At 72.4% G+C, this 25,132-nt stretch carries 23 protein-coding genes and 7 tRNA genes; 12 read left to right on the forward strand and 18 right to left on the reverse strand.

Features of this window, described 5'->3' with window-relative positions:
- Nucleotides 1-307: 307 nt before the first annotated feature.
- Genes ACIQU6_RS25015 through pgsA form a run of 3 tightly spaced genes read right to left on the reverse strand, consistent with a single transcriptional unit; the run spans nucleotide 308 to nucleotide 3,056 of the window.
- Nucleotides 308-1,468 carry a glycosyltransferase family 4 protein gene (locus tag ACIQU6_RS25015; protein WP_403483908.1) on the reverse strand — a complete coding sequence of 387 codons (1,161 nt, stop codon included), beginning with the start codon at nucleotides 1,466-1,468 and terminating at the stop codon, nucleotides 308-310.
- Nucleotides 1,465-2,403: a phosphatidylinositol mannoside acyltransferase gene (locus tag ACIQU6_RS25020; protein WP_403483909.1), complete on the reverse strand. Its 939-nt coding sequence runs from the start codon at nucleotides 2,401-2,403 to the stop codon at nucleotides 1,465-1,467. The genes ACIQU6_RS25015 and ACIQU6_RS25020 overlap by 4 nt, the downstream gene beginning before the upstream one ends.
- Nucleotides 2,403-3,056, reverse strand: coding sequence for a phosphatidylinositol phosphate synthase (gene pgsA, locus ACIQU6_RS25025; protein WP_403483910.1), 654 nt, complete (start codon nucleotides 3,054-3,056; stop codon nucleotides 2,403-2,405). The genes ACIQU6_RS25020 and pgsA overlap by 1 nt, the downstream gene beginning before the upstream one ends.
- 273 nt (nucleotides 3,057-3,329) lie before the next feature.
- Between pgsA and ACIQU6_RS25030 the strand changes: the two genes are divergently transcribed.
- Nucleotides 3,330-5,528 (forward strand): elongation factor G-like protein EF-G2, encoded by a 2,199-nt coding sequence (locus tag ACIQU6_RS25030; protein WP_403483911.1) that lies wholly within the window; start codon nucleotides 3,330-3,332, stop codon nucleotides 5,526-5,528.
- A 183-nt stretch (nucleotides 5,529-5,711) separates the two neighbouring features.
- Nucleotides 5,712-7,370, forward strand: a complete 1,659-nt coding sequence (locus ACIQU6_RS25035; RefSeq protein ID WP_403483912.1) for a hypothetical protein — start codon at nucleotides 5,712-5,714, stop codon at nucleotides 7,368-7,370.
- Between the two features lie 101 nt (nucleotides 7,371-7,471).
- Here the strand turns inward: ACIQU6_RS25035 and ACIQU6_RS25040 are convergent, their stop codons facing one another.
- The 6 genes from ACIQU6_RS25040 to ACIQU6_RS25065 form a co-directional block, all read right to left on the reverse strand.
- A complete protein-coding gene (locus ACIQU6_RS25040) occupies nucleotides 7,472-8,668 on the reverse strand; it encodes a hypothetical protein (protein WP_403483913.1) in 1,197 nt (398 codons plus the stop codon).
- Complete coding sequence (locus ACIQU6_RS25045) at nucleotides 8,668-9,468, reverse strand: polysaccharide deacetylase family protein (RefSeq protein ID WP_403483914.1); 801 nt, start codon at nucleotides 9,466-9,468, stop codon at nucleotides 8,668-8,670. The genes ACIQU6_RS25040 and ACIQU6_RS25045 overlap by 1 nt, the downstream gene beginning before the upstream one ends.
- 89 nt (nucleotides 9,469-9,557) lie before the next feature.
- A complete protein-coding gene (locus ACIQU6_RS25050; RefSeq protein ID WP_403483915.1) occupies nucleotides 9,558-10,115 on the reverse strand; it encodes an HIT family protein in 558 nt (185 codons plus the stop codon).
- A gap of 72 nt (nucleotides 10,116-10,187) precedes the next feature.
- Nucleotides 10,188-12,167 carry a threonine--tRNA ligase gene (thrS, locus tag ACIQU6_RS25055; protein WP_403483916.1) on the reverse strand — a complete coding sequence of 660 codons (1,980 nt, stop codon included), beginning with the start codon at nucleotides 12,165-12,167 and terminating at the stop codon, nucleotides 10,188-10,190.
- Nucleotides 12,168-12,263: 96 nt separating this feature from the next.
- A complete protein-coding gene (locus ACIQU6_RS25060) occupies nucleotides 12,264-13,493 on the reverse strand; it encodes a hypothetical protein (RefSeq protein WP_403483917.1) in 1,230 nt (409 codons plus the stop codon).
- Complete coding sequence (locus ACIQU6_RS25065) at nucleotides 13,493-14,080, reverse strand: DUF4365 domain-containing protein (RefSeq protein WP_403483918.1); 588 nt, start codon at nucleotides 14,078-14,080, stop codon at nucleotides 13,493-13,495. The genes ACIQU6_RS25060 and ACIQU6_RS25065 overlap by 1 nt, the downstream gene beginning before the upstream one ends.
- 222 nt (nucleotides 14,081-14,302) lie before the next feature.
- On the opposite strand from ACIQU6_RS25065, the gene ACIQU6_RS25070 reads away from it, so the two are divergent.
- Nucleotides 14,303-15,028 carry an exonuclease domain-containing protein gene (locus ACIQU6_RS25070; RefSeq protein WP_403483983.1) on the forward strand — a complete coding sequence of 242 codons (726 nt, stop codon included), beginning with the start codon at nucleotides 14,303-14,305 and terminating at the stop codon, nucleotides 15,026-15,028.
- Nucleotides 15,029-15,147: 119 nt separating this feature from the next.
- On the opposite strand, the gene ACIQU6_RS25075 is transcribed toward ACIQU6_RS25070, so the two are convergent.
- From ACIQU6_RS25075 to ACIQU6_RS25085, 3 genes are all read right to left on the reverse strand, one after another.
- A tRNA-Val gene (locus ACIQU6_RS25075) sits at nucleotides 15,148-15,219 on the reverse strand.
- 82 nt (nucleotides 15,220-15,301) lie between these two features.
- Nucleotides 15,302-15,772: an SRPBCC family protein gene (locus tag ACIQU6_RS25080; protein ID WP_403483919.1), complete on the reverse strand. Its 471-nt coding sequence runs from the start codon at nucleotides 15,770-15,772 to the stop codon at nucleotides 15,302-15,304.
- 86 nt (nucleotides 15,773-15,858) lie between these two features.
- Nucleotides 15,859-15,930, reverse strand: a tRNA-Val gene (locus ACIQU6_RS25085).
- 378 nt (nucleotides 15,931-16,308) lie between these two features.
- On the opposite strand from ACIQU6_RS25085, the gene ACIQU6_RS25090 reads away from it, so the two are divergent.
- Together ACIQU6_RS25090 and ACIQU6_RS25095 are read left to right on the forward strand one after the other, a co-directional pair.
- Nucleotides 16,309-16,722 (forward strand): SsgA family sporulation/cell division regulator, encoded by a 414-nt coding sequence (locus ACIQU6_RS25090; protein WP_003959770.1) that lies wholly within the window; start codon nucleotides 16,309-16,311, stop codon nucleotides 16,720-16,722.
- A 225-nt stretch (nucleotides 16,723-16,947) separates the two neighbouring features.
- Nucleotides 16,948-17,514 (forward strand): CGNR zinc finger domain-containing protein, encoded by a 567-nt coding sequence (locus tag ACIQU6_RS25095; protein WP_403483920.1) that lies wholly within the window; start codon nucleotides 16,948-16,950, stop codon nucleotides 17,512-17,514.
- 74 nt (nucleotides 17,515-17,588) lie between these two features.
- Here ACIQU6_RS25095 and ACIQU6_RS25100 read toward each other — a convergent pair whose 3' ends face one another.
- Together ACIQU6_RS25100 and ACIQU6_RS25105 are read right to left on the reverse strand one after the other, a co-directional pair.
- The gene (locus tag ACIQU6_RS25100; RefSeq protein ID WP_274916978.1) at nucleotides 17,589-17,744 is read right to left on the reverse strand and encodes a hypothetical protein; all 156 of its coding nucleotides are present in this window, start codon (nucleotides 17,742-17,744) and stop codon (nucleotides 17,589-17,591) included.
- 68 nt (nucleotides 17,745-17,812) lie between these two features.
- Complete coding sequence (locus tag ACIQU6_RS25105) at nucleotides 17,813-18,268, reverse strand: hypothetical protein (protein ID WP_403483921.1); 456 nt, start codon at nucleotides 18,266-18,268, stop codon at nucleotides 17,813-17,815.
- A 173-nt stretch (nucleotides 18,269-18,441) separates the two neighbouring features.
- Between ACIQU6_RS25105 and ACIQU6_RS25110 the strand changes: the two genes are divergently transcribed.
- Nucleotides 18,442-18,993 (forward strand): DsbA family protein, encoded by a 552-nt coding sequence (locus tag ACIQU6_RS25110; RefSeq protein ID WP_403483922.1) that lies wholly within the window; start codon nucleotides 18,442-18,444, stop codon nucleotides 18,991-18,993.
- 50 nt (nucleotides 18,994-19,043) lie between these two features.
- Here the strand turns inward: ACIQU6_RS25110 and ACIQU6_RS25115 are convergent, their stop codons facing one another.
- The 3 genes from ACIQU6_RS25115 to ACIQU6_RS25125 are packed head-to-tail and all read right to left on the reverse strand — an operon-like array spanning nucleotide 19,044 to nucleotide 21,803.
- The gene (locus ACIQU6_RS25115; RefSeq protein WP_403483923.1) at nucleotides 19,044-19,874 is read right to left on the reverse strand and encodes a GNAT family N-acetyltransferase; all 831 of its coding nucleotides are present in this window, start codon (nucleotides 19,872-19,874) and stop codon (nucleotides 19,044-19,046) included.
- Nucleotides 19,875-19,911: 37 nt separating this feature from the next.
- On the reverse strand, nucleotides 19,912-20,736 hold the full coding sequence (locus tag ACIQU6_RS25120) for an aminotransferase class IV (RefSeq protein WP_403483924.1): 825 nt from the start codon (nucleotides 20,734-20,736) through the stop codon (nucleotides 19,912-19,914).
- Nucleotides 20,733-21,803 (reverse strand): chorismate-binding protein, encoded by a 1,071-nt coding sequence (locus ACIQU6_RS25125; protein ID WP_403483925.1) that lies wholly within the window; start codon nucleotides 21,801-21,803, stop codon nucleotides 20,733-20,735. Before ACIQU6_RS25125 ends, ACIQU6_RS25120 begins: the two co-directional genes overlap by 4 nt.
- Before the next feature lie 177 nt (nucleotides 21,804-21,980).
- Between ACIQU6_RS25125 and ACIQU6_RS25130 the strand changes: the two genes are divergently transcribed.
- From ACIQU6_RS25130 to ACIQU6_RS25150, 5 genes are all read left to right on the forward strand, one after another.
- Nucleotides 21,981-22,053 (forward strand) — tRNA-Gly (locus ACIQU6_RS25130).
- 41 nt (nucleotides 22,054-22,094) lie between these two features.
- Nucleotides 22,095-22,168, forward strand: a tRNA-Cys gene (locus tag ACIQU6_RS25135).
- A 1-nt stretch (nucleotide 22,169) separates the two neighbouring features.
- A tRNA-Val gene (locus ACIQU6_RS25140) sits at nucleotides 22,170-22,241 on the forward strand.
- 25 nt (nucleotides 22,242-22,266) lie between these two features.
- Nucleotides 22,267-22,338: transfer RNA gene (locus tag ACIQU6_RS25145), tRNA-Val, on the forward strand.
- Between the two features lie 39 nt (nucleotides 22,339-22,377).
- Nucleotides 22,378-22,449: transfer RNA gene (locus tag ACIQU6_RS25150), tRNA-Val, on the forward strand.
- A gap of 252 nt (nucleotides 22,450-22,701) precedes the next feature.
- On the opposite strand, the gene ACIQU6_RS25155 is transcribed toward ACIQU6_RS25150, so the two are convergent.
- The gene (locus ACIQU6_RS25155) at nucleotides 22,702-22,911 is read right to left on the reverse strand and encodes a hypothetical protein (RefSeq protein ID WP_403483926.1); all 210 of its coding nucleotides are present in this window, start codon (nucleotides 22,909-22,911) and stop codon (nucleotides 22,702-22,704) included.
- Nucleotides 22,912-23,520: 609 nt separating this feature from the next.
- Between ACIQU6_RS25155 and ACIQU6_RS25160 the strand changes: the two genes are divergently transcribed.
- Nucleotides 23,521-24,909 carry a serine/threonine-protein kinase gene (locus ACIQU6_RS25160; protein ID WP_403483927.1) on the forward strand — a complete coding sequence of 463 codons (1,389 nt, stop codon included), beginning with the start codon at nucleotides 23,521-23,523 and terminating at the stop codon, nucleotides 24,907-24,909.
- Nucleotides 24,910-25,132: the final 223 nt, after the last annotated feature.

Below are 25,132 nucleotides of genomic sequence, written 5' to 3' on the forward strand. Positions count from 1 at the left end.
CCTTGTTGACCCCCGGGCCGTCCGTCCCACCCCCGGTCTGCCCCCCCCTCCACGGGGTGGGGAGGGGCGGGTGGGGTGGGGGTGCCAGACGTAAAGCGAAGCAGTCTGGCACCCCCACCCCGCAGGCCCGTCACCGCACCCCAACAGCACCGCGCAGCGGATCGGCCCCGCGCAGCGGACCGGCAGCGGACAACTCGACCCGCCCCGCGCAGCGGACCGGCCCCGCGCAAGCGGACCGGCGCCGCAGGCGCAAAGAACAACAACCCGCGCGGCGGGAGAGCCAACAACGTGGGAAGCAACCCAGACGCTAGTCCCGCGTCAGCCAGCGCCGCGCCCTCGCGCCCACGCGCTCGTCCGTGGCCACCGCCGACGCGCCGGCGGCCACCGTTTCGTAGACGGCGAGGATGTCCGCGCCGACGGTCGTCCAGTCGAAGCGGCGGACGTGCTTCGTGCCGCGGGTGCTGAGCTCGGCCAGCCTTTCGGGGCGGTTGAGGAGGCGGATCGCGGCGGCGGCGAGCGCCTCGGCGTCCTCGTTGGCGAAGAGTTCGCCGGCCTCGCCCTGGTCCAGGACCTGGGCGAACGCGTCGAGGTCGCTGGCCAGTACGGGGGCGCCGGCGGACATCGCCTCCACGAGGATGATGCCGAAGGACTCGCCGCCCGTGTTGGGCGCGACGTAGACGTCCACGCTGCGCAGCAGGCGCGCCTTGTCCTCGTCGGAGACCATGCCGAGGAACTCGACCCGGGAGCGCAGTTCGGCGGGCAGGTCGGCGACCGCCTCCTCCTGGTCGCCGCGGCCGGCGACCAACAGGCGGGCGTCGGGGACCGCGTCGAGGATCGCGGGCAGCGCCTTCATCAGGATCGGCAGGCCCTTGCGGGGCTCGTCGATCCGGCCGATGAAGCCGATGGTGCGGCCCTGCCACTCCGGGCGCGGTTCGGCCCGGCCGAAGAAGTCGACGTCCACGCCGTTGGGGATGACCACCGCGTCACCGCCGAGGTGCTCGACCAGGGTGCGGCGGGCGTACTCGCTGACCGCGATCCGGGCGCTGATCTTCTCCAGCGCGGGCTGCAGGATCGGATACGCGGCGATCATGGCCCGGGAGCGCGGGTTGGAGGTGTGGAACGTCGCCACGATCGGCCCCTGGGCGGCCCAGCAGGCGAGCAGGCCGAGGGACGGGGACGCCGGCTCGTGGATGTGGATGACGTCGAAGGCGCCGTTCTGCAGCCAGCGGCGGACCCGGGCGGCGGAGAGGAAGCCGAAGTTCAGGCGGGCCACCGAGCCGTTGTACGGGACGGGGACGGCGCGGCCGGCGGGGACGACGTAGGAGGGCAGCGGGGTCTCGTCGTCGGCGGGGGCCAGGACGGAGACGTCGTGGCCGAGGCGGATCAGGTGCTCGGCCAGGTCGCGGATGTGGAACTGGACGCCGCCGGGGACGTCCCAGGAGTACGGGCAGACGATGCCGATCTTCACGCGGGCTCCGTTCCGGGGGTGCCGCCGCGGGGCTCCAGGTCGGCGAGCCACAGGCGCTGGAGCATGTGCCAGTCCTCGGGGTGGTCGGCGATGCCGGAGGCGAAGGCGTCGGCGAGCGCCTGCGTCATGTGGGCGGCCTTCTCGGCGCGGGTGCCGTTCTCCGGTACGTCGATCTCCGGGTGGACCCGGCCGCGCATGACGGGGCTCTCGTCGTACCAGAGGGTGACGGGGAGCAGCATCGCGCCGGTCTGGAGGGCGAGCATCGCGGGCCCGGCCGGCATCTTCGTCTGCTCGCCGAAGAACTTCACCGGTATCCCGGAGCTGGACAGGTCGCGGTCGGCGACCAGGCAGACCAGGCCGCCGGCGCGCAGCCGCCGGGCCAGGGTGCCGAACGCGGCGCCGCCGGTGTGCGGCAGCACCTCCATGCCCAGCCCCTCGCGGTAGGCGACGAACCGGTCGTAGAGCGACTCCGGCTTCAGGCGCTCGGCGACGGTGGTGAACGGGGTGTTGAGCTTGGTGGTGACCCAGACGCCGGCCAGGTCGTAGTTGCCCATGTGGGGCAGCGCGAGGATCACCCCGCGGTCGCTCTTGAGGCCCTCCTCCAGGTAGTGCACGTCCTGGGGAGCGAAACCGGCCTTTATCCGCTCGGGGCTCCACGCCGGCAGCCGGAAGGACTCCATCCAGTACCGCATGTACGAGCGCATCCCGGCCCGGGAGAGCTCGGTCAGCCGCTCCGCGGAGGCGTCCGGCACGACCCGGGCGAGGTTGGACTCCAGGCGCTGGACGCCCTTGCCGCGCCGCCGCCAGGCCAGGTCGGCGATCTGCCGCCCGAGTTGCACCGCGACGCCCTCGGGCAGCCGCTTGACGGTGCTCCAGCCCAGGCCGTAGAGCCCGTCCGTCAGCTTGTCGATGTCGATCAGGTTTCCGCGGCCCATCAGCCGTTCCCCCCTTGCGCGAGGGCGTCGGCCTCGGCCGACTCCCGTCGTACCGTCACCACGCGCTGGCCGAGGGTGACGGCGCTGCCCGCGGCGACCACCCACAGGGCGATCGGCAGCAGGATCTGCACACCCGGCACGCCGAACGCGTGCAGCCCGGACAGGCCGCAGGCGACCAGCGAGATCACCAGCCGCTCGGCCCGCTCCACCAGGCCGTTGACGGCCACCGGCAGCCCGATGGCCTCGCCGCGCGCCTTGGTGTACGAGACGACCTGGCCGCTGGCGAGGCAGAAGATGGCGACCGCGCAGAGCGCGAGGTTGTCGCCGCGCCCGGCGTACCAGAGCGCCAGCCCGCCGAAGATCGCGGAGTCCGCGACCCGGTCGAGGGTGGAGTCGAGGAAAGCGCCCCACCTGCTGGAGCGGCCCAGTTGCCGCGCCATGTTCCCGTCGACCAGGTCGGAGAAGACGAACAGCGTGATCACGACCGTGCCCCAGAAGAACTCGCCCTGGGGGTAGAAGATCAGGGCGCCGGCCACCACACCGCCGGTCCCGACGAGGGTGACCGCGTCCGGGCTGACCCCGAGACGGATGAGCAGGGCGGCGAACGGTGTGAGAACACGCGTGAAGAACGCACGCGCGTACTTGTTCAGCATGACCTTCCCGGAAGTCGATATGGGCCGCGCGGTCAAGGGGCCACCGGCTGGCCCATCGTAGCCAGGACGCCGCGGGGCACCGCGAAGGCATCGCGGCGCGGGGTGCTTCCCCGGGGCTCGGGCCGGTCGTCGCGCGCCGACCGGCGCGCCCGCGGGGCCAGGATGGCCGGGCGGCGCCTAGGGAGCGGCCGGCCCGCGCGCCATGTATGGACGCATCCTGAACCCGGTGGAAAGCTCGAATCACCGCAAAGTGTCGACCTGGAGGCGAGACACATGAGCGAGAAGTCGAGTACACACCCAGGAGCCGCCGGAAGGGCACCGGCGGCCGACCGGCCCGCATCCCTGCGCAACGTGGTGCTGGTCGGCCACAGCGGCTCGGGGAAGACCACCCTGGTCGAGGCGCTCGCGCTGGCGTCCGGCGCGGTCAACCGGGCGGGCCGGGTCGAGGACGGCGGCTGCCTGTCCGACTACGACGAGATCGAACACCGCCAGCAGCGCTCGGTACAGCTCTCCCTCGTCCCGGTCGACTGGGGCGGAGTCAAGATCAACTTGTTGGACACCCCCGGATACGCCGATTTCGTCGGGGAACTCAGGGCCGGCCTGCGCGCCGCGGACGCGGCCCTCTTCGTCGTCTCGGCGGCGGACGGGGTGGCCGGCGCGACCCGGATGGTGTGGGACGAGTGCGCGGCAGTCGGGATGCCGCGCGCCCTGGTCGTCACGCACCTGGAGGCCGCCCGCGCCGACTTCGACGAGATGACCCGGCGCTGCGCGGTCACCCTCGCCGGCGAGGACCCGGACGCCGTCCTCCCGCTCTACCTCCCGCTGTACGGCACCCCCGGCGCCGACGGGCACGCGCCCGTCAACGGCCTGATCGGCCTGCTCTCCCAACGGGTCTTCGACTACTCCTCGGGCGAACGCACCGAGCGCGCGCCCACCGACGAGGAACTCCCGCTGATCGAGACGGCGCGCAACCGCCTCATCGAGGGGATCATCGCCGAGAGCGAGGACGAGTCCCTCATGGACCGCTACCTCGCCGGCGAGGAGATCGACGTCAAGACCCTCATCGGCGACCTGGAGACCGCGGTGGCCCGGGGCTCCTTCCACCCCGTCCTGGCCGCCGCCCCGGCCGTCGACGGCGCCAAGCAGGGGCTGGGCACGGTGGAACTGCTGGAGTTGATCACCGGCGGCTTCCCCACCCCGTCGGAGCGCGAGGCCCCCGCCGTCACCGGCCCGGACGGCTCGCCGCGAGCGGGCCTGGGCTGCGACCCCGAGGGCCCGCTCGCCGCCGAGGTGGTCAAGACCTCGTCGGACCCGTACGTCGGCCGGCTCTCCCTGGTCCGGGTCTTCTCCGGCACCCTCCGCCCGGACGAGACGGTGCACGTCTCCGGCCACGGTCTGACCGACCGCGGCCACGAGGACCACGACGTCGACGAGCGGGTCGGCGCGCTCTCCGCGCCCTTCGGCAAGCAGCAGCGCCCGCTGCCCCAGGCCATCGCCGGTGACCTGGCCTGCGTGGCCAAGCTGACCCGTGCCGAGACCGGCGACACCCTCTCCGCCAAGGACTCCCCGCTGCTGATGGAGCCGTGGGAGATGCCCGACCCGCTGCTGCCGATCGCCATCCGGGCGCACAGCAAGGCCGACGAGGACAAGCTCTCCCAAGGGCTGGCCCGTCTGGTGGCCGAGGACCCGACGATGCGGCTGGAGCACAACCAGGACACCCACCAGGTGGTCCTGTGGTGCATGGGCGAGGCGCACGCCGACGTGGCGCTGGAGCGGCTGCGTTCCCGTTACGGCGTCCAAGTCGACACCGTGGACCACAAGGTCGCGCTGCGGGAGACGTTCGGCGGCGCCGCCGCGGGCCGCGGCCGGCACGTCAAACAGTCCGGTGGGCACGGCCAGTTCGCGATCTGCGAGATCCAGGTCGAGCCGCTGCCGGGCGGCTCCGGCATCGAGTTCGTGGACAAGGTCGTCGGCGGTGCGGTGCCCCGGCAGTTCATCCCGTCCGTGGAGAAGGGGGTGCGGGCCCAGGCTGCCCGCGGGATCGCCGCCGGCTATCCGCTCGTCGACATCCGGGTCACCCTGCTCGACGGCAAGTCCCACTCGGTCGACTCCTCCGACGCCGCGTTCCAGACGGCGGGGGCACTGGCGCTGCGGGAGGCCGCCGCGCAGACCACGATCGCGCTCCTGGAACCGGTCGCCGACGTCCGCGTCCTCGTGCCGGACGAGTATGTCGGCCCGGTGCTCAGCGACCTCTCCGGTCGCCGCGGGCGGGTCGTGGGCACCGAACAGTCCGGCGCCGGGCGCACGTTGGTCCGCGCCGAGGTGCCGGAGATCGAGGTCGACCGCTACGCCGTCGACCTGCGCTCGCTCTCGCACGGCACCGGCCGGTTCAGCCGCGGCTATCTGCGGCACGAGCCGATGCCCGGGCAGCTCGCCGCCAAGATGCGCGAACGGGTCGAGGTCGGCGCATAGTTAACGCTCGGTCAGCCGCCGTCCACAGGGGCCCTGTTGGGCCGGGGCGGCGGCTGTACGCTGGGACTCCTCGCTGCGCCGGGCGCCGTGCGCCACCGTGCGAACCGGCCGGCGCGGCAGGTGTGCGCGCAAGCGCAGTCGGGTAGAGCGCATCAGCGGGTACGCGCGGTGATGGGGGCGGTAGTGGCAGACGGCTTTGACTTCAGTCCGGGGGCGCAGGTCCCCATTTCGGGGGGCGCGGGACAGACCGCGGCGACCCAGGCGCTGGCCTCGGCCGCCTACCGGGACAGCCCGCTGTCGGACATTTCCAAGGCGGACTCCGACTCCGGCGCCTCCGACATCAAGAAGCCCAAACTGTCCCTGTTCGCACCCAATTTGGGCGAGGCGTTCTCGCGCGCCGTCCAGGTGCGGATGCTCGGCGGCGGCCGCGGCCCGCTGATCCAGTCCTTCGGGACGGAGCCCCAGACGATCGTCGAGCACTGCCTGTCGGCCACCCGCATCCGCAAGCAGCGCGACACCCAGCTGACGGTCCTGATGGTGGTGTGCGGGCTGCTGTTCCTGCCCGGGGTGCTGCTCTGGCTGGGGGCCTTCCAGCTCCGCAAGATGTTCTCCAAGGACGGCGAGGGCAACGGCATCTCCCTGTTGGGCGGCACGCTGTTGGCGCTGCTGGCCGCCGCCGGCCTGTTCTTCATGATCAAGCTGCCGTGGAACGGTTTCTGGCCGCTGTACGCCCGCGGCATGCTCGTCGCCCCGGTGGTCGGCTGGTGGCTGGCCAAGCAGATCTGCGAGCGGACCGCGGTGACCCTGCGGGAGGCGTGGAAGGGCCTGTTGGAGGGCGGCGGGGTCGCCGCGAAGATCCCCGAGGCGGTCCCGCAGGACCCCAACCACACCTCCGCCGAGACCCTGCGGCACAACCTCGCCAAGGTCTCCGCGGAGCAGCGCAGCAACGTCGTCTTCTACGCCGGCCCCAAGGGCATACTCGGGATGGGCACCCGCTGGGGAAGCTGGCAGTTGGCCGAGGAGCTCCGGCCGGCCCAAGAGGGCACCGAGATCCACCCGTTCCGCAGTTGGGACGTCATCCGCGCGATCCACGACCGGCTGCGCCTGCTGGAGCGCAGCCCGCTGCACACCGGCGGGTTCCAACAGCCGCCGTCCGTCCGCCACTGGATCGTCTCCCCGATCGGCGAGAACGCCAAGGGCGTCTCCCGCCCCGACGGCAGCCACGTCGACGGCTACGAGATCCGCGGGCACGAGATAGAGCGGATCTGCAACGAGCAGCAGTTCGGCAGCGGCGACCGGCACTACCTCGGCGTCCAATTCGTGCTGTGGGACGGCCAGTTGGTGCTCACGCTGCTGATCACCGTCACCGTCCTGCACGAGACGCTGCGCATCGAGGTCAGCGGCCACGCCCTGGGCCCGGTCAACTCCCTCTTCATGGGCAAGCCGTCGCCCAAGACCAAGCAGGTCGCCAAGGTCGTCCGGTTCTGGGAGACCAGGACCCAGACGCTGCCGCTGATCGAACCGTCCGAGGTGGTCCGGCTCGCCGCCCGCGCCCCGCTGACGTGGTTCCCCCCGGTACTGGACTTCCTCGGCGGCAAGTTGGGCCTCCCGGAGCCGTTCGGACTGCGCCACGTCTGGGCCGACAAGCCCTGGCGCCACCGCTTCATGGCCGATGACGCGCTGCGCGCCGCGACCCCGGTCCTGCGGGCCGTGCACACCGCCGCGATGGGCGTCCTGCGGGAGAACGGCGTCGACACCGAGCGCTTCGACAACCGCTCGCTGGTGCTCAGCGGCATGGTCCAGGGCGCGGAGCCGAAGAAGGCCGACGAGTACAACGCGTAGGAGGGTCCCGCACGCACGGACGGGCGCGCGCACGGCGGCAAAGCCGGGCGCGCGCCCGTCCGTTGTCCGTCCCGCTCCGTCGGCGGGCCGCCGCCGGGCGGTTAGCGGAAGATCCCGGTGTGCCCCAACGAGTACCGCCCCGGCTGCGGGTACACCGCCAGCCCGTGCGGCCCCTCCCCCACCCGGATCTTCGCCAACGTCTTCCCCGTCGCGGTGTCGAGCGCATAGACCTCGGAGTTGTACCGCCCCGAGAGCCACAGCACCTTGCCGTCCGACGAGACCCCGCCCATGTCGGGGCTGCCGCCGCCCTTGATGTGCCACTTGTCGACCAGGTCACCGGACGTGAAGTCCAGCAGCGAGATGGAGCCCTCGCCCCGGTTGGAGACGTACATGGTGCGGGAGTCGCGGCTGACGTAGAGGCCGTGCGCGCCCTTGCCGGTCGGCAGCAGCTTGGGCTTGCCGAAGGTGTCGCCGTTCAGGATCCACACGCCGTCGGCCATCATGTCGGCGACGTACCACGTCCTGCCGTCCGGCGAGATCTTCACGTCCTGCGGCATCGCGCCCTCGAACGGCAGCTTCTGCTTGCCGACCACCTCCATCTTCGCGGTGTCGACCTTGAGCAGTTCCCCGGAGAACTCGCAGGAGACGATGAAGTACTTGCCGTCGGGCGAGAAGTCGGCGTGGTTGACGCCCGCGCAGTCGACCGGCAGGGTCTTGCGGATCTCCATGGTGTGCGGGTCCCGGAACACCAACTGCCGGTCCATGGACGCCATCACCACCGCGTACTTCCCGTCGGGCGTGAAGTAGAGGTTGTACGGGTCGTGGACCTTCACCGGCTTGCCGGCCTTGCCGGTGGCCGGGTCGATCGGGGTGAGGTCGTGCCCCCGGTTGTTGTTGACCCACAGCGTCTTCATGTCCCAGGACGGCACCACGTGTTGCGGCTGCACGCCCACCGGGATCGTCTCGATGACCTTGTACGTCTTGGGGTCGATGACGCTGACCGTGTCGGAACCGGTGTTGGGCACGTACACCCGCGACGGGAAGTCCTTGACCTGCGGCGCCAGTTGGTTGGGCCGGTCCGCGGCGTACAGGTCGTGCGCGTTCAGCACCGGCGGCATGCCGGGCAGTCCCTGGACGACGGCCTTGTGGGGCGCGGCCGACGCGGGCCGCGCGGCGGGGGCGGACTCCCCGCCGCCGCTGCACCCCGCCGCCAGGGCGCAGGCGGCGACCAGCAGCGCGGCGCGACGGGTGGGGCGGGGGCCGGTCGGGCGGGGATGGGTACGGTTCCGGTCAGCCATCAGGTCACTAGCTCCGTTGTCGTCACCGCGCGCAGACCGCGCCGGCGGAGGCCGTCGAGGATCGGGGGCAGCGCGGCCACCGTGCCGGCGTGCCCGAGGTGGAGGCTGACGACCGAGCCCGGCCGGACGCCGTCGAGGACCGTGCGCTGGACGGCCCGGGCCCCGGGATCGTTCGCGTCGAGGGAGTCCACGTCGTACGACAGGACGTGCGGGTAGCCCGCCTTCCGGGCGAGCCGGATCACCTGCGGGGTGGCCCGTTGGGTCTGCGAGGGGCGGAACCAGCTGCCGATGCTGCCGGTGAGCCTGCGCAACCGGTCGGCGCACTGGCTGATCTCGGCGTACGCGGCATCCGCGGGCAGCGCACAGATGTTGCGGTGGTGCATGGTGTGGTTGCCCAGCTCGTGGCCGCCGTCGAGGATCCGGCGGGCCATCTCGGGCTGCTCGTCGAGCCAGTCGCCGACGGCGAGGACGGTGACCCGGGCGCCGGCCCGCTCGGCCTCGCCCAGCAGCGCCCGCCCCAGCTTCGGGTCGCCGCGGCCGTGGAAGGTGAGGGCCACCGCGTGGCCCGCGCGCGACCCGTGCTCGATCTCCGCGGGGAGGCCGGGCGCCCGGGTCGGCGGCCGGGCGGCGGGGTGCGGGGCGGCGGGCCGGCCCGTCCCCTGGGGGGCCGGCCCGCCGGGGGCCCGTGCGGAGGCGGAGTCGTCCGCCGACCGCTTCGGGTCACAGCCCGTCGTGAGTGCGCCGACGGCCGCGGCCGAGGCGGCCGCACGCAGCACGGAACGACGATCTAGGGAAGTCACCACCCCATTAGAGGCGGAAGAATTCCCGATCGGGGCGATTTGTACGGTTTATCAGGGTGCGTGTCGCCCCGTTCACCGGGGTGCGACGCCTACGCCGGCCAGGCCGCGGCGAGCATCGCCCGGGTGTCGGCGAGGAGCTGCGGCAACACCTTGGTGTGCCCGACCACCGGCATGAAGTTGGTGTCGCCACCCCAGCGGGGAACGACGTGCTGGTGGAGGTGGGCGGCGATCCCGGCGCCCGCGACCGAGCCCTGGTTCATACCGATGTTGAAGCCGTGCGCCCCGGACGCGGTGCGCAGCGCCGTCATCGCGCGCTTGGTGAAGTCCGCCAGCTCCGCCGTCTCCGCCTCGTCGAGGTCGGTGTAGTCGGCGACGTGCCGGAACGGGACGACCATGAGGTGCCCGCCGTTGTACGGGTAGAGGTTCAGCACCGCGTAGACCCGCTCCCCGCGGGCGATCACCAGACCGTCCTCGTCCGACTTCGCGGGAATGCTGCAGAACGGACAGCCGTCCCCGGCCCCCGGGCCGCTCGGCTTGTTCTCCCCCTGGATGTACGCCATCCGATGGGGAGTCCACAGGCGCTGGAACGCGTCCTGCGTCCCGACTCCGATCTGCTGTTCCGGCTCACTCGTCATGTGGCGAAGCATATTCTCCCGGGCCGGCCGGAGATGCGGCGAGGGGCGGTCCCCATGGAACCGCCCCTCGTCACGTCATGCGCGTCAGATCTGCGCGCGGCGCTCCACCACGTCCAGGAGCTTGGCCAGCGCCTCCTCCTTGGGGATGCCGTTCTCCTGCGAACCGTCGCGGTAGCGGAACGACACCGCACCGGCGGCCAGGTCGTCGTCACCGGCCAGGATCATGAACGGCACCTTGGCCTTCTGCGCGTTCCGGATCTTCTTCTGCATCCGGTCCGAGGAGGCGTCCACCTCAAGCCGCAGCCCCTTGGCCTTCGCCTCCTTGGCGAAGTCCTCCAGGTACGGGACGTGCGCGTCGCCGATCGGGATGCAGGTGGCCTGCACCGGGGCCAGCCACGCCGGGAAGGCGCCCGCGTAGTGCTCCAGCAGCACCGCGAAGAACCGCTCGATCGAACCGAACAGCGCGCGGTGGATCATGACCGGCCGCTGCTTGGAGCCGTCCGCCGCGGTGTATTCGAGGTCGAAGCGCTCCGGCAGGTTGAAGTCGAGCTGGATCGTCGACATCTGCCAGGTGCGGCCGATCGCGTCCTTGGTCTGGACGGAGATCTTCGGGCCGTAGAAGGCGGCGCCGCCCGGGTCCGGGACCAGCGGGAGGCCCTGCTTGTCCGCGACCTGACGGAGGGTCTCGGTGGCCTCCTCCCAGACCTCGTCCGAGCCGACGAACTTCTTCGGGTCCTTGGTGGACAGCTCCAGGTAGAAGTCGTCCAGGCCGTAGTCGCGCAGCAGGTTGAGCACGAAGGTGAGCGTCCGGTCCAGCTCGTCGGCCATCTGCTCGCGGGTGCAGTAGATGTGCGCGTCGTCCTGCGTGAAGCCGCGGGCCCGGGTCAGGCCGTGCACCACGCCGGACTTCTCGTAGCGGTACACCGTCCCGAACTCGAAGAGGCGCAGCGGCAGTTCACGGTACGAGCGGCCGCGCGCATCGAAGATCAGGTTGTGCATCGGGCAGTTCATGGGCTTGAGGTAGTAGTCCACGCCCTCGTCGAGCTGCATGGGCGGGTACATGCCGTCGGCGTACCAGTCCAGGTGGCCCGAGGTCTCGAAGAGCTTCCCCTTCGTCGCGTGCGGGGTGTAGACGAACTCGTAGCCCTCTTCCTCGTGGCGGCGCCGCGAGTAGTCCTCCATCACCCGGCGGACGATGCCGCCCTTGGGGTGGAAGACGGCGAGGCCGGAGCCGATCTGCTCCGGGACGGAGAAGAGGTCCAGCTCGGCACCGAGCTTGCGGTGGTCGCGCTTCTCGGCCTCGGCGAGGAAGTCCAGGTACGCCTTCAGCTCGTCCTTGGTCGGCCAGGCGGTGCCGTAGATGCGCTGGAGCTGCGGGTTCTTCTCGCTGCCGCGCCAGTAGGCGGCGGCCGACCGCATCAGCTTGAAGACCGGGATGTGCCGGGTGCTGGGCAGGTGCGGCCCGCGGCACAGGTCCTTCCAGCACAGCTCGCCGGTCTTGGCGTCAAGGTTGTCGTAGATGGTCAGCTCGCCGGCGCCGACCTCGGCGGAGGCACCCTCGGCGGCGTCCGCGGCGGAACCCTTGAGGCCGATCAGCTCCAGCTTGTACGGCTCGTCCGCCAGCTCCTCGCGGGCCGCCTCGTCCGACACCGCGCGGCGGGCGAACTTCTGGCCCCGCTTCTGGATCTCCTGCATCTTCTTCTCGATGCGCTTGAGATCGTCCGGGTGGAAGGGCTTCTCGACGTCGAAGTCGTAGTAGAAGCCGTCCTTGATCGGCGGGCCGATGCCGAGCTTGGCCTCGGGGAAGAGCTCCTGCACCGCCTGCGCCATCACGTGCGCGGCGGAGTGCCGCAGGATGTTCAGGCCGTCCTCGGAGGTGATCTCGACCGGCTCGACCTCGTCGCCGTCGGCCAGTGCGTAGGTGAGGTCCCGCAGCTCGCCGGCCACCCGCGCGGCCACGATGCTGCGCTCACCCTGGAAGAGGTCGGCGGCCGTAGTGCCCGTGGTCACCACGCGTTCTTCCCGCTCGGAATCGCGTTGGACGGTCACACGGACGTCTGACACCGGTCTCTCCTGACTCTTTACTCACTCAGCGTTTGCTGCGCCCCCGAATCGTACCGAGCCACCGGACCGCACCGCGAAACGGTTAACGCGGCCCGCTCAGGCGTCCGCCGGCGACCCCTCGCACGCCGCGTCCGGGTCGTCGAAGACCGCGCCCCCGGAATCCGCGGTGTCCACCGGGTCGGCGGGGTCGTCCAGGAGCGCCTTCAGCAGCCGGTCCCGGTCGGCCGGGTCGACCGGGACCGGCGTGACGTCCCGGGCCCCGGTGATCCGCCGGAAGCCGCCCCGGCTCTCCAGCCGGCCGCAGACCCGGACCGGCAGCCCGGCCAGGTGCGCGTGCCCGGCGATCCGGTAGTCCTCCTCCCCCAGGGCGGCCCGCACCTGCCGCACGTCCGCGCCGGAGATCACCCGCAGCCGCACCGCCCCCTGGCCGTCCGGCCGCTCCCGGCGCAGCCGTACGACGGTGCCGGTGACCCGCACCGGCAGCGACGGCTCGGCCTGGACGTAGCGCTGCGCGGCCTGTTGGAGGGCGGGCAGGTCGCCGGGCGAGAACTCGACGGGCTCGGGGCGGGCCGCGAACCCGGGCGGGGTGCCCGCCCCCGGCGACCACGCCAGGGCGATCCGCACCCCCTCCGCGCCCCGCACCAGCGCGATCAACGACTGCGCCAACTCGTGGCAGACGCCCAGCCCGACGGCGGCGTCGAACGCCTCCATGCCGCCGGTGGCCCGCTGGTAGTCGGTGGCGTCCCGGGCCGCGTGCAGCGCCCGTTGGAGCGCGGCGACCGCGCCCCGCCCGGCCGGTACGGGGACGAAGGCGGCCAGGTGCCGACCGGCGGGCGCCGGGCCGATCAGCACCTGCCCGAGGAAGCCCTCGGCGCGGCGCTGGTGGCGGGCGCCGTAGAAGCCGGCCCGGGAGTAACTGGCCAGTGCGCCGGCGGTCAGCATCGCCCGCGCCGCGCCGCGCAGTTGCTCCTGCGCCGCCCCGCGCGCCCCGCCGGTGCCGCCGTCGGGGATCTCGCGCTCCCAGCGGACCTCGTCGCTGGGCACCGCGAGCCCGACCAGCACCTCGCGGGCCGAGGGTGTGCCGCTGCGCGCCAGCGCGGCCAGCGCCTCGGCGAGCAGTTCGGCACTGTCCGGAAAGCGGCGGTCGTGCGGCACCAGGAGGCTGGTGCCGCCCACCCCACCCGGCGGTGTCCAGCGGGAATACGGGCCGGCGCCGCCGCCCCGGCGCCGCCAACCGTGCCGGGCCAACAGGGCGCCCAGCACTGCCGGGTCGAGCCGCGCGGGGTCCGGCGGCCGCGCGCCGTAGTCATCGGTCAGCCGGTCCATCAGGGTCTCCCTCCCGCCCCGACCCGCGTCATGATCTCGCGCAGCGCACGGTCGTCGAAGATCCGCGTGGTCGGGACCCGCACGGTGGTCCTGCGCCGGCCGGTCACCGGATGGCCGGCGAGGTTGATCCAGTAGCAGCAGTGCCGCAGTTCGAGGTGGTCGTGGCCGGCCCGCAGCCAGTCGTCCGGGTCCCGCGGGACCAGCATCACGACGAGGATCTTGTGCACCGCCACCGGGGTGCGGGCCAGCTTCACCAGGTGGTCGTTGTCGAGCGTGAAGGCAAAGGTGGGCCCCGGCGGGCGGGGGGCGATCTGGTAGGTGCACTTGAGCTGCACCTTGACGGTCACCTCGTCGTCGACGGTGTGACCGGGCGCGGCATGGCTGACGTGCCAGTCGATGCCGTTGTCCGGGAAGGGCTGCGCCAGCGAGCATCCGGAGGCGGCGGCGACCGCGTGCAGATAGCCCACTTGGAGCGTCTCCATGCAGGCCGTCGTGGCGAGTCCGCCGCGCTGCGGCGTGGTGGGGGGCGGGGGGTATCTGTCGCTGGTAGGGAACAGCCCGCCCGGTTCGGGCTGCGCGAGGGTCATCGCGGGTGCCTTCCGGGCTGTGCCGATCGTTGCGGGCGGGCGGCGGGGCCGGGGCCGGCGGGCTGCACCGCCGGACCGCGCGGTGCGCGCCACCCGTCACCTTGGTTGTCTCCGCGTCAAGAGGGCCGCAAACAAGGGCGGTTCGAGCCGACTGCCAGTCGGGTATCACCAGCACGGGTGACGTGCACCGTCATCCCCCGTACGACCGCGAGGAGTTGGATGATGCCGCGCTGGTATGACGGTCCGCTGGCCGCCTTTGACACCGAGACGACGGGCATCGACGTCGAGCGCGATCGCATCGTCTCCGCCGCCCTGGTGGTACAGGAGACCCCGCGCGCCGCGCCGCGCGTCACCCGCTGGCTGATCAACCCCGGGGTGGAGATACCGGAGGCCGCGCAGGCCGTGCACGGCCTGACGGCCGACCACCTCGCGCTGCACGGCCGTTGGCCTGCGCCGGTGTTGGAGGAGGTGGCCCGCGCGCTGGCCGCCCAGGCGGTGGCCGGCCGCCCCCTGGTGGTGATGAACGCCCCGTTCGATCTCACCCTCATGGAACGGGAGTTGAAGCGCCACCGCGCCAGCTCCCTGGCCACCTACCTGGGGGCGCAACCGCTGCACGTCCTCGACCCCCGCGTCCTGGACAAGCACCTCGACCGCTACCGCAAGGGCCGCCGCACCCTCACCGACCTGTGCGCGCACTACGAGATCGAGCTGACCGACGCCCACGAGGCGGCCGCGGACGCCATGGCCGCGCTCCGGGTGGTCCGGGAGGTGGGCCGCCGCTTCGCCGACCGACTGGCGGGGCTGGAACCGGCCGAACTGCACACCCGGCAGGCGGTTTGGTACGCGGCCCAGGCCCGCGGGCTCCAGGCGTGGTTCGCCCGCACCGGCTCCCCCGAGGCCGTCGACCCGCACTGGCCGCTCCGCCCCGAACTCCCCGCCGCCGCCTGACCCCGCCTCACCCAAGACCACGACACCACGACCGGAACGACCACCGCGCCGCCCACGCACGCACCGCCCCAACGCAGGGAGCCGGGCCGCCTGTTGGCGGCCCGGCTCCCTGATCCCGGTGGGCGATACTGGGTTCGAACCAGTGACCTCTTCGGTGTGAACGAAGCGCTCTCCCACTGAGCTAATCGCCCGAGTTTCCGCGGGGTTTCCCCTGCGAACGACCTGAACAATACAGGCCGCCGCGCCCTTCCATCAAATCCCTGTTCCGTCCCCTCACCCGCGGGCCAGCCAGGCCGCCAACCCACGCCGCCCGGCCCGCATCATCAGCGCGTGATTGATCCGGAACAGCGGCCGCCCCAGCCACGCCCACCGCCGCAGCGCCGGCTTGCGGACCTCCACGTCCTGCTCGAAGACCGCCCGGGTGCCGCTCTCCCCCGGCACGACCGTCCACCGCGCCCAGCCGTCCAGGTCCCCGCCCATCGCTATCTCCAACACCCCGGCCCCCGGATCCCGCACGGTCTCCCGCACCACCACGGCCAGTTCGTACGGCAGGAAGGACCGGAACCGCGCAGCACCACCGCCACCCTCCAGCGGAGCCACCGCCCGCACCTGCGGCCACCACCCGGGATAACTCTCGGCCCGCCCCAACACCGCATAGACCACGGTGGGCGGCGCACTCAGCAGCCAGACGTTACGGAAGCGGTAGCGGTGCAGACGACGCGGACGACCGGGCGGGGCGGACATGATCCCAGTGTGCTCCCCGCCGCTCGCACAGCGCCCAACAAACGCGGCGGCCCGGAGACTTGGAGTCTCCGGGCCGCCGTCCCGGGTGGGCGATACTGGGTTCGAACCAGTGACCTCTTCGGTGTGAACGAAGCGCTCTCCCACTGAGCTAATCGCCCGGGCGCATCGCCAACATTACCGCACGTCGGAGGCGTCTCCGACCACCCCGACCGCCCCGACGATCTTCGAGCGGCCACCCCGGGCGAGCACCACTCGCCCCGCACGAGGAAACACCCCCGTCGCACCCGGCACGCCGAGCCACCCAAGATCACCACGCGACGACCCGACACCCGTTACTCTGCGTATCCAAATCGTCAACGCGCCGCCAAGATCACCTGGCCGAAACACCGCCCAGGACGATCACGCAATCCGCCGTAAGAGGTACCAGAAGCCACCCAAAACCGTCAGAGGGGTTTACAACGGCACCGTAGGTGGCATGTCGATTTCGCCGACGTGCGAATCCCCGAGCGCACACTGAGCGAAAGGCCCTGGCGCTTATGAACACCACGGTCAGCTGCGAGCTGCACCTGCGCCTCGTTGTGTCGAGCGAGTCCTCACTGCCTGTACCCGCGGGCCTGCGGTATGACACGGCCGATCCGTATGCCGTGCATGCCACCTTCCATACCGGAGCCGAGGAAACGGTTGAGTGGGTCTTCGCCCGCGACCTCCTCGCCGAGGGCCTGCACCGGCCCACGGGCACTGGAGACGTCCGCGTCTGGCCGTCCCGGAGCCACGGGCAGGGCGTCGTCTGCATCGCCCTGAGCTCCCCGGAGGGGGAAGCCCTCCTGGAGGCCCCCGCGCGGGCGCTGGAATCGTTCCTGAAGCGGACCGACGCCGCCGTACCGCCCGGTACGGAGCATCGGCATTTCGATCTCGACACCGAGCTCTCCCACATCCTGGCGGAGAGCTGAGACGCAGCACGCACACCCATCGCATCCGCCCGCTCACCATTGCGACCGTCCAACTCGGGGAGACGGCGCAGGACCGACAAGTTCACACGGCACACTTTCGGCGCCGTCGCCGCGGAGCACCGCGGGGACGGCGCCGAAGCCCGTTCCAGGCGCTAGAGTCGGCGACCATTCGCCAACGACACCGGGGCGGCACCGGCCGACCCCACCCGGCCAGGGAGCGGAACCGTGCTGATCACCCATGACACCCGGTGCGCGCTGGACGCGGTCGTCGATCTGCTGAACACCGCGCCCGAAGGCGACTCCCCCGGCGCCCCGGACAGCCTGACCGACCTCGCGGCCCTGCAGGACTTCGTCCGGCGCAACGCGATCAGTGACGTGGGCGCGCTGGGGCCGGACGACCTGGCGGCCGTGCGGGCCGTGCGGGCGCGGTTCGCCGGGGTCTTCGCCGCCGACGACGACCGCACCGCGGCCGCGCGGCTGAACACGCTGGTCGCCTCGGCGGGCACCACCCCGCGGCTGACCGACCACGACGGCTACGACTGGCACGTCCACTACTTCGCGCCGGGCGCCTCCGTCGCCGACCATCTGGCCGCGGACGGCGGGATGGCGCTGTCCTTCATCCTCGTCGCCGGGGAGCGCGAGCGGCTGCGGCACTGCGAGGCCCCGGACTGCCGGCACGCCTTCGTCGACCTCTCCCGCAACCGCTCGCGGCGCTACTGCGACAGCCGGACCTGCGGGAACCGGCTGCACGTCGCGGCGTACCGCGCCCGGCGGCGGGAGGCGGCGAGCTGAGCGACCGCGGCGCGGCCGCCCGCCCTTCGGCAACGGGGTCCGTCCGACCCGCTCCGACACGCGCCCGTCGGCGTTCAGAGGATGTAGAGGTCGTGTACCGCGCCTAGGAGGAGCAGTAGGCCGATGATGGCGAGGAAGAGCATCAACGGCGGCTGGGACAGCGCGAAAAGACAACCGCGCGGTTCGGCGGACGGGGCGTCGTCTTGGGCGAGGGCGCACTCATCGTTCATCTCGTGCGCATCATCGCGCAGATGATCGTCCCGGAATCCCCAAAAGCCCTGTCAGCAGCGGGAGTTCATCAAATCCCGTGCTTTTTCAGGATCGCTTCGATGTCCGAGAAGTCATCCTTGGGGGCAACGTCCGTGCCCGGGGCCGCGGCGGCCTTCTGGGCCTTGGGGGCCTTCCGGCCGGAGCCGAGGGAGGGCGCGGAGGCGGCCGGCGCCACCGCCGGAGCCCCGGAATCCGTCGCGGCCCGGCGCTCCTTGCGGCCCGGTATCCCGCGCCGCCGCTCCGCCAGCCTGCCGATCGCGAACAGCACCGCGGAGAGCGCGAGCACCCCGAACCCGGCCCAGACCGTGGGCTTGAGGACGATGCTGGTGACCCAGTCGATGACGCCCGTCATCACCAGGCCGATCGGGATCAGGGCGAAGGCGGCGATCCGGGTCGCGGCCAGGAAGCGCTTTCGGTAGGCGGTCAGCGCGGCAATACCCAGGCCCGCTGCCGATACCGCGGCACAGACTGTCGAGGTCAGCATCCGGTCCTCCTGCCGGTCGAGGGGGCGAGCGGTCGTTCCGCGCTCACCTCCATCCTGCCCTCTCGGACCCCTCGCAGGCCATGTTCCGACCACGACCTCAGGGAGATCTCGGGGTCTCCCTCCTCCGCAGGTCCGGGTTCCTGGCCAGCGCGGCGGGCTGGAACACTGGCCCCATGAACGACGCCGCCGTCTCCGGCCCCCACCATCCCGCCAGCCCCGCCAGCCCCGTCCTCGACGTGTGGTGCGACCTGCAGTGCCCGGACTGCGCCACCGCCCTGACCGACGTACGGGCGCTGCGCGAGCGCTTCGGCGACCGCCTGGAGATCCGGCTGCGCCACTTCCCGCTGGCCAAGCACAAGCACGCCTACGCGGCCGCCCAGGCCGCCGAGGAGGCCGTAGAGCAGGGTCGGGGCTGGCCGTACATCGAGGCGGTGCTGGCGCGGACCGAGGAGGTGGGCAGGCGCGGCGAGCAGGCGCTGCTGGACGCCGCCGGGGAACTCGGACTGGACGCCGAGGAGATCGACACCGCGCTGATCGACGGGCGGCACCTGCTGGTGGTCGACGCCGACCAGGCCGAGGGCAAGGCCATCGGGGTCACCGGCACCCCGACGTATGTGGTCGGCGGCGAGCGGTTGGACGGCGGCAAGAGCCAGGAGGGCCTGCGGGCCCGGATCGAGGAGCTCGTCGAGCGGCTGCTGGGCGAGCAGGACGACGCGGTGGGCTGACGCGCCGCGCGACGGCGCCGAAGCGGCCCGGAAGGGGCGCTCCGGGCCGGTCAGAGGATCGGCTTCCAGAGCCGGTAGGCGGACGTCCGGTAGCCCAGTGCGCGGTACAGGCCGAGCGCCGGGACGTTGTCCGGGGTGACGTTGAGCGCCAGGGAGGAGCGTCCCGCGGCCTGGGTCTCGCGTTCGGCGACGAGCATCAGGCTGCGGCCGTGCCCCTCCCCGCGGCGCTCGGGCACGACCCGCACGTCCATGACGTAGCCACCGGGCTGCCCGGGGAGCCGGAGGGCGAGCCAGAGGGTGCCGACGTCGACGCCCTCGTGGACGAGGACCCGTAGTACCTGGCCGGCGGTGGCCGCACCCTCGGGGAGCAGGGCGTCGTGCCTGCCCGGGGAGATCTCCTCGGCGCGCTCACGGGGCATCCCCTGGGCGGTCTCCTGCCGGACGTGCTCGGCGATCGCGGCGTCCCGCCAGGCCGCGAACTCGGCGTCGGCCAACGGGCGATCGGCGCTGCCGTCCGGGAGCGGGCCCGGGCGGGTCAGGGGCCGGGACATGATGCGGCTGCGTTCGGTGTAATTGAGGGCGGCCGAGAGGCGTACCGCGGCCTCCGCCTCGGCGGGCACGGTCAGTTCGATCTGCCGGCAGCCCCAGCCGCGCAGCACCTCCTCGGCGGCCAGCGCGGCGACCGTGGCGCGGCCGCGGTGCCGGTCGGGGGCGTCGACCGTCAGGGCCTCGATCCGCCCGGCGGTCGGCCCGAAGCGGGCGTCCGTGGCCAGCTGGATCCCGCCGACCCGGCGGCTGTTGACGCAGATGTCGTAGGGGCGGGACCGGCGGCCGTCGTCGTGCCGTACCTCGGGGCCCGCGGGGCGCAGAGTAGTCGTCACGAGGACTTTCTACTCGCCCGCCCGCGGCCCGTCATCATCAGCGCGGGTCGAAGTCCGCGGCCGATTCCCGTTCGAAGATCCGCATCGCCTCGGCGGTCACCGGGCCCGGCCCGTCGGCGAGTTGGCGGCCGTCGATCCGGGTCACGGCCTGGACGTCGCGCAACGTGGAGGTCAGGAAGATCTCCTCGGCGCTCTCCAGGGCCGCGAGCGGCAGGTCGGTCTCCTTGGCGCCGGCCCAGGCGATGGTCAGGGCGCGGGTGATGCCGGCCAGGCAGCCGGAGGCCAGCGGCGGGGTGTGCAGTTCGCCGTTGAGGACGACGAAGACGTTGGAGCCGGTGCCCTCGCAGAGCGCGCCGGCCGTATTGGCGAACAGCGCCTCGGAGGCGCCCTGTTCACGGGCGCGGGCGAGGGCGACGACGTTCTCGCCGTACGAGGTGGTCTTCAGGCCGGCGAGGGCGCCGTGCTCGTTGCGCGTCCAGGGGACGGTGACCGCGGCGGTGGTGTCGGGCCGCCGGCCGGTCTCCGAGAGCGCGACGACCAGGGTGGGGCCGGCCTCGCCGCGGTCCGAGCCGAGCGGGGAGACGCCCCCGGTGTAGGTGATCCGCAGTCGGCCCAGGGGCATCGGGTTGGCCTCCAGGACGGCGGTGCAGCCGCGTTGGACCTCGTCGAGGTCGGGGGCGGGCAGCCCGAGGCCGCGGGCTGAGGTCGCCAGGCGCTCCAGGTGGCGGGTGAGGGCGAAGGCCCGGCCCCGCTCGGCCTTGATCGTCTCGAAGACCCCGTCGCCGACCGTCAGGCCGTGATCGAAGACCGAGACCCGGGCGCCCTCGGCGTCCCGCAGTGCTCCGTCCAACCAGATCTTCATCGCTTCCGTCCTCCGCTCACTTCGTGCTCACCGGACGCTACCGCGAGCAGTCGGCGCGCCTTCAACTCGGTCTCCGCCCACTCCCGCTCGGGGTCCGAGTCCCAGATGATCCCGGCCCCGGCGCCGAACCGGAGCACCGGGCCCTCGGGGGTGGCGCGGTCGATCCAGAACGTGCGGATGCCGACGTTGAGCCAGCCGGTCCCGCGGTCGGCGTCCACCCAGCCGATGCCGCCGCAGTACGGGCCGCGCGGGGCGGTCTCCAACTCGTCGATGATCCGCAGCGCACTGGACTTGGGGGCTCCGGTGACCGACCCGGGCGGGAAGGTGGCGTCGAGGAGATCGGCCCACGCCGTCTTCTCGTGGGACTCGGCCAGTTCGCCCCGCACCGTGGAGACGAGGTGGACGAGGCCCGGGTGTTCCTCCACCGCGCACAGCGCGGGGACGGTGACCGAACCCGTGCCGCACACCCGCCCCAGGTCGTTGCGGACCAGGTCCACGATCATCACGTTCTCCGCCCGGTCCTTCCCCGAGAGGTCCGCCTCGGTGCGTCCGGTGCCCTTGATGGGGCCGGACTCGACGGTGCGGCCGTCCCGGCGCAGGAAGAGCTCCGGCGAGGCGGTGGCGATCTCGACGCCGTGATCGGGCAGGCGAATCGTTCCGGCATACGGCGCGGGGTTCCCGCGCGCCAAGACGGCGGAGAGTGCGTCCACGTCGGAGCGCTCGGGGTCGGGCAGCGCCGCGGTCAACACCCGGCAGAGATTGACCTGGTAGACCGTGCCGGCCGCGATGTGGGCACGGACGCGGCGGACGCCGTCCGTATAGGCGGCGCGGTCCATGGAGCTGCGCCAGTCCGTCGGGAAGGGGCCGCGCCAGGCGTCGGGCGCGGGGGCGTCCGCGGCGGTGGCCGGCCGCACGTCGGCGAAGCGGGCGCAGACCACGCCCCCCTCGAAGTCGGCGGTCACCGCCCACCAACCCGCGGAATCCAGTGCCGCGGGATCGCTGGTGACATCGCGCAGGTCGGTGGCTATCAGCCCGCCGAAGCGGGCCATCGGAGCGAAATCGTGCACGTCAGTGAGTCTATGGCGGGGCACCGTCGATCGCCCGGGTCGAGCGAGCACCGCAGCACGCTGCACAAACGCGTTTTTGTACTGGCCCAGGAATCCGCTAGAGTTCAACACGTCGCCGGGACGCGAAAGCGCCCCGGAGGACAGGGAGCTCCCCGACCTGGTCTGGGAGAGCCACCCGCGGACGTAGCTCAGTTGGTAGAGCACCACCTTGCCAAGGTGGATGTCGCGAGTTCGAGTCTCGTCGTCCGCTCGATGTGGGGGATCACCATCCCGAGCCCCCCGCACACTCCTGGTGGAGTGGCCGAGAGGCGAGGCAACGGCCTGCAAAGCCGTCTACACGGGTTCAAATCCCGTCTCCACCTCCAAGGACGATTAGCTCAGCGGGAGAGCGCTTCCCTGACACGGAAGAGGTCACTGGTTCAATCCCAGTATCGTCCACTGACCTGGCAACATGCAGGTCCCCGCGCGATTAGCTCAGCGGGAGAGCGCTTCCCTGACACGGAAGAGGTCACTGGTTCAATCCCAGTATCGCGCACGCAGTACCCGCGGTGATCCACGAAATCCGCGGTCCCGAGGACGATTAGCTCAGCGGGAGAGCGCTTCCCTGACACGGAAGAGGTCACTGGTTCAATCCCAGTATCGTCCACCGGAAATCCAAGGGCCGGAGCGAGAAGCTCCGGCCCTTGGTGTGTGTCGGGGCCCGCCTCGGTGGTCAACTTCCGCGGGCGGGCAGGGAGTTCGGAGAGCGTGCGGGCGTCCGGTGGCTGCCCGGAAAGCCCGATGGCCGGGCATCTCCCCAGATGCCCGGCCACTCGTGCCGTCCGCCGCACCCCCGTCCCCACGGGGTTTCGGTCGGAAGTCCCCGTCCCGGGCCGCTCTCCCGGGACCGGGGCGCCGCTCAGCGCCCCAGCATTCCGACCACGGACGACGCCTGTGTGACGACGGCCTCCCAGCCGCCGAAGACCACGGCCAGGAGGAACGCCAACGGCAGCACCATGGCGACCGCGACGAGGGGATGGCGGGTGCCCGAGTGCCGGGTGCCGCCGAACACGGTGGTGGCCCTGCGGCCCCGCGTCCGGAGGGCCGTCCGCCCCGTGCTGTGCGCCATCGAACCCGCTCCTGTCCTGATCCAGGGCGGCGGGCGTCTGACCTCGGGGGACGAGTGCTGCGCCCGCCGCTTGACCTCAAGCCTAGGCGCGCGGGAAAGGCCGGGCGTCATGCCGTCGTACCGCTTGCCTGGCCTCCAGGAGGATGACGGGGTGGGGAACCGCGTACTCCCCTGGGTGGAGAGCACGCAGCGGAACCCCGGGAGATCCCTGAGAGGGGCGTGCGACGCGGGGACAGGGCACACGGCGGGCGGGGAGGATTACCGGTTGCGCGGGCGCCGAAACGGTGACTTCGATCACTCGGGGCGCTCCCCCGTGCGCCGCCGCACCGACAGCGGCGCGAAATCCGCGGCGCCCGCCGGGTCCGTCGCGCCGTCACCTTTCTTACCGTCAAACTCCGTTGAGAAAGGGATCATTGGGGCCGAGCGCGGGTAGCGAGGCGGGAGGGCGGAGCGATTTCCTTCCGTGCGGCGGGGATCGCGGCGGCGACCGGTAATCCGGTTACCGACGCATGCGCGGCCTCTCAGCACAGCGAGCCGTCAATCCGTAAGCTGTGCCACGTCAGACGGTTGAGCGGAGTGGGGCCTCCCCACCGCAGGCAGGGGACGGACATGGCGATGATGCGGCTCCGGCGCGAGGACCCGCGTGTCGTCGGATCGTTCCGGCTGCACCGCCGGCTCGGCGCGGGCGGAATGGGCGTGGTCTACCTCGGCTCGGACAAGCGCGGGCAGCGGGTCGCGTTGAAGGTGATCCGGCCGGATCTGGCGGAGGATCAGGAGTTCCGGTCGCGGTTCGCCCGCGAGGTCTCGGCCGCCCGACGGATCCGCGGCGGCTGCACGGCCCGGCTGGTGGCGGCCGATCTGGACGCCGACCGCCCGTGGTTCGCGACCCAGTACGTCCCCGGGCCCTCGCTGCACGACAAGGTGAACGAGGAGGGGCCGCTCTCCCCCGCGCAGGTCGCCGCCGTCGGCGCGGCGCTGTCCGAAGGGCTGCTGGCCGTCCATGACGCGGGCGTGGTGCACCGGGACCTGAAGCCGTCCAACATCCTGCTGTCGCCCAAGGGGCCGCGGATCATCGACTTCGGGATCGCCTGGGCGACCGGGGCCAGCACACTGACGCACGTCGGGACGGCGGTCGGCTCGCCCGGCTTCCTGGCGCCGGAGCAGGTGCGCGGCGCCGCGGTGACGCCGGCCACCGACATCTTCTCGCTGGGCGCCACGCTGGCGTACGCCTGCACCGCGGACTCGCCGTTCGGGCAAGGCAGTTCGGAGGTCATGCTCTACCGCGTCGTCCATGAGGAGGCGCACCTGGCCGGGGTGCCCGACGCGTTGGCGCCGCTGCTCGCGGCGTGCCTCGCCAAGGACCCGGCGGACCGACCCAGCACGCTGTCGCTGTCGCTGCGGCTGAAGGAGATCGCGGCCCGTGAGGCGCACGGGCTGTCGGGCGGGGCGTGGGAGAACGGGCCCGGGAGCGGGGACGGTTGGGGCCGTGCCGAGCGGCGGCCGTCGGAGCGTCCGACCGGGCAGCGGGCAGAGGAGTACGCGCGGCAGCGGACCGAGCGGGGTACGGGGGGCGCGTCGGGGGCGCGGCCGCGGCCGGCCCGCCCGGCGGCGGCGGCGCGGGACGCGGCCGTGCGGGATTCGGCGGCGCGGGCGCAGGGCCCGGCGTCGGGGACGAATCCGCGGACCGGTGGGCGTAACGGGGGGCGGGGTCCGGCCTCCCGTCCTACGGGGCGAAACGGTTCACGTCCTGCGGTGCGCACCGGCTCCGGGGGTCGGCGGCCGGGGCCGGACCGGCGGCTGCTGCGGCAGCGGGTCGTGGTGTTCGTGGTGGTGACGTTGCTGGTGGCGCTGGGGATCGCGGCCGCCCAGGGGTGCCAGGGGCCGACTCGGGGGCTGGGCGGGGAGCGGCCGGTGAGCGTTGCGTCGTACGAGGTGTCGTATGAGGTTGGGGGCCCGGATGCGGGTGCGGGTGCGGGAGTTGCTGGGGAGTTGGGCTGAGGCTGTGGGGTCTGCGGCGGACTCGCACACGTTCGCCTGCCGTCCCTGATGCGGGATCAGGGGTGGTTCACTCCGTGGTGTTGGTTGGTGGTGGGGGTGGCTGAGGGGGCGTCCCCTAGGGGGTGCGCGGGCCCCCTGCGGGGCCACAACGGGGTTGGGGGCGGGGATTATTCCGCGGGAGGGCCGGTGCGGGGGCCGCTGCGAGGGGGGCCGGCGCGTCGGG

The organism is Streptomyces sp. NPDC090442 (assembly GCF_044769405.1).
In the GTDB taxonomy this organism is placed as follows: domain Bacteria; phylum Actinomycetota; class Actinomycetes; order Streptomycetales; family Streptomycetaceae; genus Streptomyces.